Genomic DNA, 12,393 nt, shown 5'->3' on the forward strand with positions numbered 1-12,393 from the left:
TAGATCAATATAAAAGCTGTCAATCATATCCGTTCAAGTTGTGTCTTATCGTTATTAAACAACAGATGGTTAACCCGATGTGTGCAACGATTAAGTCAATTATACTTAATCCTGAGTAATTTGGTCAAGATTAAAGTGTGATTAAATGGTTAATCGAGCTTATCGCTATGATTGATAAAAACAATGGTGGTTAAAAAGGGGGGATAAATGGGAAAACAGGTGGGATGTGATATATAAACGACAGATGTAGGGGCGCTGAATACAAATTATAGTTATATGGTGTGACTCATATACTGTGATCCATATGAATAGTCACTAAGCGTGCAACACCTATGGTAAATGTCACACACTTATCTATGACTGGTAGCACCGTTAAATAAAACCAAATCTAGCACCAATTAATTCATTAAGAGGGCTATGATCGAGACTACCGCGACGACCAATGCCACTACGGTCACAATCATAAAGGTCTTTTGCTTACTCTGTAGCTCTTTAACTGTGGTTTCAAGTTCGCGGTTCTTGATGGTTAATGTGTTGATTTGGGCCTGCTGTTCTTTGATACGCTCTTTATAATGGTCTTTCTTTTCCGCCATTTCAGCATCAGATGGCTTGGTTTTACCTTTACCACCTTTGATTTTTCTGATCAGACCCTGAATCAGGCTACCAAGACCAAGCTGCATGATAAATTGTTTGACCAGCTGTACTTGAACAGATTCACCGCGCATCTGTAATTTTTCGGTCGTCTCTCTATCGTGAGTGGTGATGGCATTAATTACTTGAATGCTATAAGCATTGATAACGACATCAGGTTCGCTACGACCAACAGGCAACTCGGCATCCAAGAGTACACCTTTGGTACTAAAGGTGGCAAAAACCTCAACATGAGGCAAATATAAGCGCAACGCTACGACCGTACCTTGCTTGGCAAGTGGATAAGCGGCTTTACGTAGTTCAGGATCCAAACGTAACAATAGTGTCAGCGCCGACTCGATGAACACCAGAATAATATTAAGAAGAGAGTGAGACAACGTAGAACGCTTCATGTAAATAATCCATTTTTTTATTTAGCAAATCAAAGTTATGTAATAAACTTAAGTTTATTTTTACCCGAAATTTGCAGTGGTATTTTGTTTATAGTAACGCCTTTATAATAAAAAGTAACGCTAGTTTCTGTCAGTGGTAAAATTATTACAGTACAATCTAGCAGTTGATAAAGACATTAAAATTTATGACTGGTAATGCACAGACACCAACTGACAACTGTTTTAAAGAGTAAACAAATAAGTTGATTCATTGTTTGAATGAGGACAGTTTGCCTGTATATAGGTTGCAGATGTTTTGCGTAACATTGGGTGTCAAATAAGTAGTTGATGGCACAAAAAGATGTAAAATCGCTTGCACTCCTTATGCTGCCTTGATATAAAGACGATAACAAAGCGAAACCTGTTAATACGCCAGTCAGGTAGTTTTTATTGCGTAAGTACCACGAGAGCGCTACAATGCTTGGCGTGAGCGTTTATTACCCCCTTAAACTTGAAGGAAATTTTATGAATAAGTCAGAATTAATTGATAGCATCGCAGACAAAAGTGGTCTAAATAAGACTCAAGCTGGTGATGCTTTGAATGCTGTTATGGAAAGTGTTGGCGAAGCTTTAGAAGCTGGCGATAGCATCTCTTTGGTTGGTTTCGGTACTTTTAGCGTAAAAGACCGCAAAGCACGTACTGGCCGTAACCCTAAGACTGGTGAAGAGCTAAGCATCCCTGCAAGCAAAGTACCAAGCTTCAAAGCTGGTAAAAACCTAAAAGAGCGTTTGAACTAAGCCGCTCTATGGTAGATGGTCGCTTTGGCTGATGTCATAAGCTAAGCACTGAAAAAGCACCTAAATATTAGGTGCTTTTTTTGTCGCTATAGTTTATCTCATACAACGTGAATATTTTGAGTATATACGAAAAATCACGTATCATAGGGCGCGCGATAGATGCGTTGTTTAAATAAGGTATTGTCACTGAACCTTGTTTTCCCTAATAAAATGTACACGTTCTTCCTCTTACCATTGCCGGCTTAAATAGCATTGATGTTAGCAGGTCGCACTCGACAGCTCCTAACAGTATTACAATGGTTTTTCATCAATATAGGTTAATAAAGCAGAGATAACTATGGATAAATTGCGCGATTTCTTAAAAAGCTGGCCAGGTCGCATTTTATTGATTTTATGCCTATCGCCACTGGCTCTATTGGGTGTCGAAAGCTATTTTGGCGGCGGGGTTGATCCCAACCAAATCGCTCAGGTGGGTGAGGCAAGCGTAGGGTTGTCCGAGTATCAGACTGCCGTCAATAACCGTCGTAGCGAAATACTAGAGCAAGTTGATGATGCCAGTTTATTGAATGAAGACGTACTGCACGAGCAGGTACTAAAAGGTCTGATTGATCGTACATTACTAGAGCAGCAAGCAGGTAAGCTTGGTATGACAGTCTCTGATGACACGATCAATCGTTTGCTGCGTGAAGAAGAAATATTCAAAGATGCTGATGGAAACTTTTCTAACGATCAGTTTGCAAACTTTTTGCGTCAGCGTGGCATGACCAAAAATCAGCTGTTTGCAGAGTTTCGCAATCAGTTAAGCTTGGATCAGTTGAATGCGAGCATCGTTGGTACAGCCGTCTATCCAATGCAGGCAGTTAGCCAATTGATCGACTTGCAACTAGAATCACGCAACGTCTGGGTACATCGTTTTGATTGGCAGGACTATGCTGATCAGGTCAAACTGAGCAAAAATGATATTCAAGCATATTATGATGCCAATAAAGACACGCTAAAAAGCGCGGCAATGGTCAACTTGGCTTATATTCAGCTTAGCCCGCAGACCATCAAAGTCGATGATGTGACAACAGAAGAGTTGCAGCAGCAGTACGAAGCATATAAGCAAAGTCTGGCTGCTGATGATGAGCGTAGAGTGAGTCAAATACTGTTAACAGGTGATGATGCTAAGGCAAGAGCAGATAAAGTTAAAGCTCGCTTGGCTAAAGGCGAGTCTTTTGCTGCTGTGGCCAAAGCAGAATCGGATGATCCTTCAGGAGAAGCAGGCGGTGACATTGGTCGCTTTAATCCGTCAGTATTTGGTGGTGACGCCGATGCTGTTGAAAAAGCACTAGAAGGCTTGAGCGTTGGAGATGTGACAGCCCCTATCAAGACCAGCTTTGGCTATCAGATATTCACAGTCACTGAAGATAATGGCAAAAAGATTCCAAGTCTCGAGAGTATGCGTGCTGAGCTGACGGCTAAGGCAAAAGAGTACAAGCGTCAAGAAGTCTACGCGGATAAAGTAACCTCGATTAATGATTTGGCAGCAGATGGCTTTAGTATCGAAGATATTGCGCAGCAAGAGAATGTCACAATAAAACGTATCAAAGATTATCGTAAAGAAAATAACAAATCAGTATTATCGCAACCAGCAGTGATCAAACAGGCCTTTGACGAATTTACGATTCAAGATCAGGCCGTGACGGCAGGTATAGAAGTTGGTAACGGTACGGTATGGGTACAACCAAGCAACTATCGTCCTACGACCACACTGAGCTTATCTAGTGCAACGCCAAGAATCACTCAGATATTGCGTCAGCAAAAAGCCACAGCCTTGGCGCTAAAAGAAGCGAAAGCTGTCGCTGCTGGTATCAAAACGCCAGCTGATATTGCTAAGCAGTCAGTAAGTTTGCAATCTTTGGGTGAGATTAATCGTCAAACAACGTTACTCACGGATAAAGAGCGTGGATTGGCCTTTAGCAAGCAAGCTGCCAATGATGGCGTAGTCGCGCTCGCTAGTGAGACTGAAGCAGGTGCAACGCTATTGGTTGGTGATCGCATCAAGACTGAGCAGCAGTCACCACTATCTGATATGCAAAGAGCGCAAACAGCCAGCATCATTCGTGACAATTTAGGTCAAGATCAGCTGCAAGACTACTTAGATTATCTACGCATGGTCTATCAAGTTGAGATTAACGAAGCCAACATGGCAAATGCGCAAGGGCGCTAAGCGTTCGCTGTATGGTTACTCTTAATTATTAAACGCAAAAAAGCCACTGTAGCGATGCAGTGGCTTTTTTTATTGGGTAATACTTTAACTGTAGTGACCACGAATACAATAGAAGCTGAAAATTAGTTGCAGTAATAAATACAATTGCTGCGACTAATTCCAGTCTTAAACTAATAGATGATTGTTTAGTGGCGGAAATGACGCATGCCAGTGAATACCATCGCAATACCGTGCTCATTAGCGGCTGCAATGGTCTCATCATCACGCATAGAGCCACCTGGCTGGATAATAGCTGAGATACCTACTTCAGCAGCATTATCGATGCCATCACGGAATGGGAAGAAGGCATCTGAGGCCATAACGGCACCTTCAGTGGCCAGTCCAGCATGCTCTGCTTTGATAGCAGCGATACGGGCTGAGTTAACGCGGCTCATTTGACCTGCACCAACACCGATAGTACGTTGACCTTTCGCATAAACAATGGCATTCGATTTGACGTATTTTGCCACGTTCCAGCTGAACAACAGATCTGCCACTTGCGCTTCAGTTGGTTGAACGTCCGTCACGATTTTTAGATCGTTTGCCGTAATCAAACCAAGGTCTTGCTCTTGTACGAGTAGGCCGCCATTGACGCGTTTGTAATCAAGCTGACTATCACGCTGATCTGGTGCTGGTAGTTCACCACATACTAATACGCGTACGTTTTTCTTAGTAGCAGTCGCTTCAAGTACACCGTCTTCAATGCTGGGTGCAATGATGACTTCTACAAATTGATTATCGATAATGGCTTTTGCAGCAGCAAGCGTCAGTGGACGGTTGAAGGCGATAATGCCACCAAAAGATGACTCAGGATCGGTGCTAAAAGCAGTGCGATAAGCAGCTACTTGATCATTATCTACCGCGACACCGCAAGGATTGGCGTGCTTAACGATAACGCAAGCTGGTGCACTAAAGGCTTTAACACACTCAAGGGCTGCGTCAGTATCAGCAATATTATTGTATGATAGCGCCTTACCTTGCAGTTGCTTAGCCGTTGCAATAGAAGCTTGCTGGCTTTTTAAAGGATGATTTTCAGTGTAGAAAGCAGCGTTTTGATGTGGGTTTTCGCCATAGCGCAGATCTTGCGCTTTTTCTAGTTGTACATTAAATGTGCGTGGGAAGTTTTCTGGTTCCTGCGTCTCATTGACACGGCTGCCTAAGAAGTTGGCAATCATACCATCGTACTGCGCAGTATGCTCAAAGGCTTTAACCGCTAAATCATAGCGTAGAGCCGTTGTCAATTCAGTGCCACCATTTAAAGCAGTCAGTACGCGATCATAATCAGCAGGATCGGTCACGATGCCTACATGGGCATGATTTTTTGCTGCTGATCGTACCATGGTAGGGCCACCAATATCGATATTTTCGATAGCATCGTTCATCGTCACGTCAGCACGTGCGATCGTTTCAGCAAATGGATATAAATTCACAACAACCAAGTCAATACGCTCGATTGCGTGCTCATTCATCACAGTATCGTCTGTACCACGACGTCCCAAGATACCACCATGAATTTTAGGATGCAGGGTCTTAACACGGCCATCCATCATTTCAGGAAAGCCCGTATAGTCAGACACTTCCGTCACAGCGACATTATTTTCTGTAAGTAATCGATAGGTACCGCCAGTAGAGAGTAAGCCAAAACCTGCTTTAATAAGGCCTTGAGCAAACTCAACGATATTGGATTTATCAGAGACCGAGAGTAGGGCAAGTGGGGTTGTACTCATAAAAAATCTTCCATAAAAAAAGCCTGACGTAAACGTCTGGCAAGGTGATGATGGCAACAACGGTAGACTATATCGCGATAGATAAAGCCATGCACATTGAATTGCCATGCATGATGATTAGTAATAATGGGTGAGCACATATAGCAGTGCTACATTAAGTCGTAAGTTTTGAGTTTTTTGCGTAAAGTGCCACGATTGAGGCCTAAGATTTGTGCACACTTGGTTTGATTGCCGCGAGTTTTTTCTAGAACCACTGACAATAGAGGCTCTTCGACTTGCTTTAAGATAAGCTCGTACAAGTCGGTAGGCATCTCATCACCTAGCATAGCGAAATACTGGCGAACGACGCGCTCAACATGTACACGCAAAGGCTGCTGTGCGCTACTCGCAGCACTTTCTAACGGGAACTCAACATCGTGAGCGACATGGTGATGATCTTCTTTATTATAGTCGGCAGGATGCTCAGAGCTCTTAGCAAAATGATGGGCATGATGCTGTGCATGAGGTGCCATAAGATAATATCCTTGAAATGAAAAAAGAGTCAAACCATAAGATGTCAGAATAATAGTATATCAAATTAATATCGTCTAGCGCTGACAGATTGACGGCTATCTTAAAGTCAGCGATATGTCAGGCTCATTCTATTGCTAAAAATAGCATTCAATAAAGTGGTGTCATCGTAATTTCGCGAATTTGTGCATTGTCAACGGGTATGGTAAATAGTAGTTGTCTGTTATTACTAGCAGCTAGCTGACTTGGCTTACCCAATAAATAGTCGTTAGGCGCTGCTATAAACTCTCCAATGAGGTTGTCTGTCCCATAAACGCTGACTTTTATATTTGGATAGAGCTGTGCTTTTGTGCTTTGGTTGTTCAATATCGCGCTGATATCGCTAAATGTACCTGTGGTTTTAATTTGACTTGATCGATGACTTGGATTGGTAATAGTCAAAGCTGTCAGATCAGCGCTTGGCAAGCTACATGCCGCAATAGAGCATACCGTTTGGAGGCGCTGCGCATTGGCAGGGTTTTTGACTAACGTCTCTAGGTTAAACATAACATACTGCGCGGCAAGCAATAGTGCTAATACTAAGCATCCCAGTATCCAGAGGATAGATGCAATTGAATGGGTTGTGGCTGTTGGCGCAAACTGTGCTTGCGCCTTGTTTGCACGTTCTGTAACAGAATTTTCTTCGTCCCTAAGAGGCACACCCATATCTATCAGTAGTTGTGATAAATCTGTGCTATCTACTGATTTGGCTTCGCGTTTATTTTGTTCCTCAAGAAGTGCTTCTAGCCATGAGTCATCAGCTGTGTCGTTGATGCTCGCATGAATGTCATTGGCAGCAGTTGAGCTCAGTACTTCTTGAGTCATTGAGGAATGTTCTGTTGTAGTATGCTCGGTAGGGGATGCTACAAATTGCTCTTGGCTTTTATTATTGGTTTTAGAAAGTGTGTTTGTCGCGTTGTCAGTCGCCGTCGCAGCATTGGTATCGCTCACTTGCGTCAACCAAGCATCCATGCTGTCTAGTGAGTCGTATTCTACAATGCTGTCTTCTGGCTCGTCGATATCCATATCATCATAGATTAAGTCATCATGAATCAATATATCAGCCGAACGTTTTTTATGGAGTGAGGACTTTGCAGTATTTGATATATTAGATGCTTGATTACGACTATTAGTGGAGCTTTCAGGTCGATTACTCAGCTTGGATTGAGTCTCGTGATGTGCTGTAGCAGTATGTTGAGAGGAGGAGCTGTTGGAGGTATCAGGGGTTACAATAAGGTGTTGATTGACCGAAAAACTTTTTTGGCACTGAGTACAGTTAATAGTAGCATTGGCTTTATTTAGTTGATTCTGTTGCACTTTAAAGCAAGCTTGGCAATGAGGGCACTGGGTTTTCATTGGGGTGGTCATAGGGTCGAATCCAAAAAAGTATGGTTATCTATACCGCTTAGCCACTCACCAACAGCTACCATGCTTTTTGAAATTCTATAAATCATGAGCAACGACAGAGTGGCGCCAAACCTGTGACGTTTGACTGCCCTCTATCGTAACAGATGTAATTAAATGTTGCTAGCTAGTAAATGTACCAGATAAACGCTGCCAATGCTGGTCCTCTTGCGCGGTAAAGGCATGCTTTGGATCGAGTGCAAAATAGGGTTGATAAGCTTCCATGACTTGTTCAGTCTGTGACTCGATTAAACCTGCCAATACGATGCGACCTTTCGATGCAATCAATGTCGAAAAGTAAGGTGCTAAGCCAATTAAGGGTTTGGCCAAAATATTGGCGACAATCACTTCTACAGGCAAAACATCATGTTGTGAGCAGTAATCTGTGAACTCTTCGGGCAAGAACGCTTGCAGACGGTCACCGACATGATTACGCACTGCATTTTGATTGGTTGCGAGTACAGCTTGTGGATCGATATCGACTGCATACACTTGGCGTGCACCTAATAATAGAGCGGCGATACCCAAGATGCCTGAGCCGCAGCCATAGTCGATGACCACTTTATCTGTCAGGTCTTGCTCTGTTAACCAGTCAAGACAAAGACGAGTCGTGGCATGATAGCCAGTACCGAAAGCTAAGCCTGGATCCATAATGATATTGGTCGCCTCTGGGTTGGGCGGTGTGAGCCAGTCTGGCACAATCCACAAGTCATTAGCGCATTCGATAGGATGGTAGTTACTCATCCATTCGCGCTCCCAATCCTTGTCATCAACAGCCGTTAGCCAGATACGAGTAGCCTGTACTTGTGCGGCAATTTCATGACTCAGCTGCTCAACTGCTTGACGGCTACCATCATCAGTGGTGGCATCAAATAGCCCTGTCAGTATGACTTCATCCCATAGCGGTGACTCACCGGGAAGTGGTTCAAACAAAGGCTGATCACCTGCATCATCTAAGGCAATAGCTAGTGCGCCAGCTTCTAATAAAAGCGCTTCAGCCAAATCGACGTTTGATTTTTCACATTGTAAATGCAGTTGTTGCCATGCCATAACGATAACCCTAAGCTAAAAAAAATAAATGTATGTTTTGGATAAATGATAACTGTAGTGAGCGGTTATTAGCGTAAAGCTCGTCTTGCTTCACTAACGACGCGTGAGTTACCTTGAGCTTGCCCTGATTGTAAAATGATTTGCCACAGCGCTCGTCTGCGACTGGCATTTTTAGAAACACTAAGGCCACGACGTGCCATCGCTTCTGCCTTACGAGGTTGGTTCTTTTTCAATGCCACTTGCGCCAGATAAAAATATACGGCAGACGACTTGGGGGCCAAGCGCTGTGCACGGGTAAAGCTGTTTTCAGCATTCGTTAATTGTCCTGATTTCAGTTGATTAACGCCTACCTGCATCAAGTTACGAAATGCAGGCAAGTTACTGTTATTACTTGCTGATTGTTGAGAGCGTTGCTGTGAGTTTTTTCTTGCCTGCTCTAGTAGATCATTGTGTGACGGTGCTGAGGGCTCAGAGATGATATAGTCATTGCGCGATGGTATGGCAATACCCAGATTAGGCTCTGTCACCACTGGAGTAGGCGGCTCAAATACAGGCGTTTCTTGGGTCAATGGGTTCGGCGACTCGAGCTTTTCGGGTGGAGTATAAGGCTCAATAGGGTATTCGTTCTCATCATCTGCTTCAACGATGGGTGCCTGAGTCACAGTGGTGGTCGATGTCACTGGCGGCTGTGATGATGGGGTTGTTTGAATAGGTGTTGTTTTCATCGCAGCTGAGCTATCTGGCGCAGTCTGGCATGCGCTGAGGCTTAGCATGCTACAAACAATGCCACCTACAACTAGAGTATTCACTGACGCAAATTTTTTCTGCCACCAAGACATTGTTTGTGTCACAGAGGCAGACTGCTGTAGAAATGAGACCATATTGAGACCTTTTTTAAATATCAGACGCTACATTTTAAAAATAATGTTAAAACCATTCAATAGCACGGTCATACCATGTGTCAGCGCGGTCTTGACCTTCATTATTTTGTCCATTACTGTCCTCTGAATCACCAGCATCAACCGCTTCACCGTTTGGGATATCTAAACCTTCGCGACGACGTTGCTCATTGATCGCGCTCTGCTGATTTTGGAATTGAGATTGCTCGCGAGCACGGTCTTGTTGATACAAGCTAAGCGCGCAGCTACTGGCTTCCTCTGGTAAATGTGCTGACATGACAGGTAAGTAGCGAGCATTGGCACAACGTTCGTTAGACAGCTTGCCTGAGTTGTTCTCGAGCCACAACCATTCGATACCTTCTGGCTCTGGTAGCGCCACTGGAGTGAGTTTGAGGCGTTTCATATAATCGACCCAAACCGGTAGAGCACCAGTACCACCGCTCAAGCCAATGGGCTTGTTGTCATCACGACCAACCCAAACAACACTGACGTAGTTGCCACTGTAGCCTGCAAACCAAGCATCACGGTAGTCGTTTGTCGTGCCCGTTTTGCCGGCGAGATTCAGATTGCTGCCAAGTGATTGAGCCCGTCTGGCGCTACCGTTTGACACCACTTGTTGTAGCGCATAGTTGGTCAAAAAGTTGGTCTCAGGTGGAATACTGCGCTGAGTATTGAGTCCGGTACGCTGCAAAATACGACCGCGATCATCAATAACCGTGCGAATACTATGAATAGGTGTGCGGAAACCGCCAGTCGCAAAGACTTGGTAAATACCTAACATGTCCATCGGGCTCAGATTGACAGACCCTAATAGCGCCGATGGGTATGCTGGTATTTCTTCTTTAACCCCCATGCGTTTTAGCTGTTTGGCAAAAGTATCAACCCCAAATTCCATACCTAAGCGTACCGCCGCTTGGTTATAAGATTGCGAAAGTCCTGTGGTCAGTGGTACATAGCCATGATCACGGTTGTCATAATTCTTAGGACTCCAATCGGTACCATCATTCAGATTGACTGTGATAGGTGAGTCATCCACCGAGCTTGCTAAGTTATAACGACCACTCTCAAGCGCGGTCATATAAATGATTGGCTTCAATAAAGAGCCGACTTGACGCTTGGCATCGACGGCGCGGTTAAAGCCCGTGAACTCACTGCCACTACCAACGACAGAGACCAATTCGCCAGTCTCAGGATTGGCACTGACGAGCGCGCCTTGTAAGTCTTTAGTCTTGCTACCGCTACGGCGCAGCTCGCCCAGTTTTCTATCAACCGCCTTATCTGCTGCCAACTGAGCAATGGGGTCTAGGGTACTAATGATGATTAGACCTTCATTTTTGAGATCATCAGAGTAATAGACATCATTGAGCTCACGTTTGACGATGTCCAAAAAGTCAGGGAACTGGCTCTTGCCCTCAGCAGGCTTGTCCACGATACCGAGCGGCTGTTTTAAGGCTTTGTCATAGTCCTCTTGACTGAGCGTGCCCATTGCGAGCATGTTACCAAGCACCACGTCACGACGAGCTTTTGAATCATTTGGATTACGACGTGGGTTGTAAATACTTGGGCCTTTTGCCATACCAACTAGCATGGCTTGCTGATCTATACGCAGCTCGTTAAGTGGTTTATCAAAATAGAACTGTGAGGCCAAACCAAAACCATTGATAGAGCGATTGCCGTTTTGACCCAGATAAATTTCGTTCAAATAAGTCTGTAAAATTTCATCTTTACTATAATGCAGCTCAAGCAGTATCGCCATCAACGCCTCATTGGCTTTGCGTTTGAGGGTGCGATCAGAGTTGAGGTAAAAGTTTTTGATCAGCTGCTGGGTGATGGTCGAGCCACCTTGCCTAGCACCACCAGTAAAGTTATTGATTACGGCACGGGCGATACCGCGTATCGAGACGCCTTTATGCTCATAAAACGCGCGATCCTCGGTGGCAATCAATGCATCAATCAGTGGCTGAGGCACGTCATCTAAAGAGACAACCATTCGATCTTCGTTACTGTCTGGATAGATACCACCGATACTCACTGGCTCTAGACGAATGATGCCACTTTTGGCAGGTAAGGTGCTTTGAATAGAGTCAACTTTATTGCCAGCAAGGGTCATTTTGATGACTTGCTCAGCATCTATATCGCTTGAGCTATAGGTAAAGCCGCGCGTATGGATAAAATAAGTATTACCCGATCTATGATAAGTGCCAGTACGATCATAAGACTTGTTGCTTTGATAATTAAGCAACTCTAGCCACGTTTTCATCGTATCTCTATCGATATTGGCACCCTGATATAGCTCAAGTGGCTGTGAGTACACTTTAGCTGGAATGTCCCAGCGCTTGCCTTCAAACTTATGGGTAATGGTGCGATCAAGCTTGACCAAATACAGTGCAAATAGCACCATGCCAGCGATGATGGTAATTAAGAGAAGACTACTAAATACCAAGCCGCGCTGATGTGAAGGTAAGGCATTTATAGCAGGCTTAGATGATGGTGATAGCTTGGTATTTGGTAACTTAAAATTGGATTTTTGCACGGATGTCGCACCATTTTTGGATAAAAAACTGCCTCATAATGACGCAAATTGACAAATTTTTCAATCTATCATCGTTAGCGAGGGCATTCATTGGTATTAGACCATAAGCATTGGTACTGCCTAGGGTGATTGCTTGTAGTATAATCTCTACTAAAATACT

At 44.0% G+C, this 12,393-nt stretch carries 9 protein-coding genes; 2 read left to right on the plus strand and 7 right to left on the minus strand.

Annotated elements, in window-relative coordinates; all coding sequences use genetic code 11:
- Nucleotides 1-398: 398 nt before the first annotated feature.
- Nucleotides 399-1,043, minus strand: a complete 645-nt coding sequence (locus AOT82_RS13165; RefSeq protein ID WP_071003522.1) for a hypothetical protein — start codon at nucleotides 1,041-1,043, stop codon at nucleotides 399-401.
- A gap of 456 nt (nucleotides 1,044-1,499) precedes the next feature.
- On the opposite strand from AOT82_RS13165, the gene AOT82_RS13170 reads away from it, so the two are divergent.
- Both AOT82_RS13170 and AOT82_RS13175 read left to right on the plus strand, forming a co-directional pair.
- A complete protein-coding gene (locus AOT82_RS13170) occupies nucleotides 1,500-1,820 on the plus strand; it encodes an HU family DNA-binding protein (protein ID WP_161808411.1) in 321 nt (106 codons plus the stop codon).
- Between the two features lie 337 nt (nucleotides 1,821-2,157).
- Nucleotides 2,158-4,032 carry a SurA N-terminal domain-containing protein gene (locus AOT82_RS13175; protein WP_071003523.1) on the plus strand — a complete coding sequence of 625 codons (1,875 nt, stop codon included), beginning with the start codon at nucleotides 2,158-2,160 and terminating at the stop codon, nucleotides 4,030-4,032.
- A 185-nt stretch (nucleotides 4,033-4,217) separates the two neighbouring features.
- Here AOT82_RS13175 and purH read toward each other — a convergent pair whose 3' ends face one another.
- The 6 genes from purH to mrcB all read right to left on the minus strand — a co-directional run bounded on the left by purH (nucleotide 4,218) and on the right by mrcB (nucleotide 12,233).
- Entirely contained in the window at nucleotides 4,218-5,798 is a 1,581-nt protein-coding gene (gene purH / locus AOT82_RS13180) for a bifunctional phosphoribosylaminoimidazolecarboxamide formyltransferase/IMP cyclohydrolase (protein ID WP_071003524.1), read from the minus strand.
- Between the two features lie 149 nt (nucleotides 5,799-5,947).
- Complete coding sequence (fis, locus tag AOT82_RS14270) at nucleotides 5,948-6,310, minus strand: DNA-binding transcriptional regulator Fis (protein WP_083328962.1); 363 nt, start codon at nucleotides 6,308-6,310, stop codon at nucleotides 5,948-5,950.
- A 148-nt stretch (nucleotides 6,311-6,458) separates the two neighbouring features.
- Nucleotides 6,459-7,715, minus strand: coding sequence for a DUF3426 domain-containing protein (locus tag AOT82_RS13190; RefSeq protein WP_071003525.1), 1,257 nt, complete (start codon nucleotides 7,713-7,715; stop codon nucleotides 6,459-6,461).
- Between the two features lie 159 nt (nucleotides 7,716-7,874).
- On the minus strand, nucleotides 7,875-8,801 hold the full coding sequence (gene prmA / locus AOT82_RS13195) for a 50S ribosomal protein L11 methyltransferase (protein ID WP_071003526.1): 927 nt from the start codon (nucleotides 8,799-8,801) through the stop codon (nucleotides 7,875-7,877).
- A gap of 68 nt (nucleotides 8,802-8,869) precedes the next feature.
- Nucleotides 8,870-9,682: a tetratricopeptide repeat protein gene (locus AOT82_RS13200; RefSeq protein WP_071003527.1), complete on the minus strand. Its 813-nt coding sequence runs from the start codon at nucleotides 9,680-9,682 to the stop codon at nucleotides 8,870-8,872.
- Between the two features lie 46 nt (nucleotides 9,683-9,728).
- Nucleotides 9,729-12,233: a penicillin-binding protein 1B gene (gene mrcB, locus AOT82_RS13205; RefSeq protein WP_071003528.1), complete on the minus strand. Its 2,505-nt coding sequence runs from the start codon at nucleotides 12,231-12,233 to the stop codon at nucleotides 9,729-9,731.
- Nucleotides 12,234-12,393: the final 160 nt, after the last annotated feature.

It is taken from the genome of Psychrobacter sp. AntiMn-1 (assembly GCF_001854065.1).
Taxonomy (GTDB): domain Bacteria; phylum Pseudomonadota; class Gammaproteobacteria; order Pseudomonadales; family Moraxellaceae; genus Psychrobacter; species Psychrobacter pacificensis.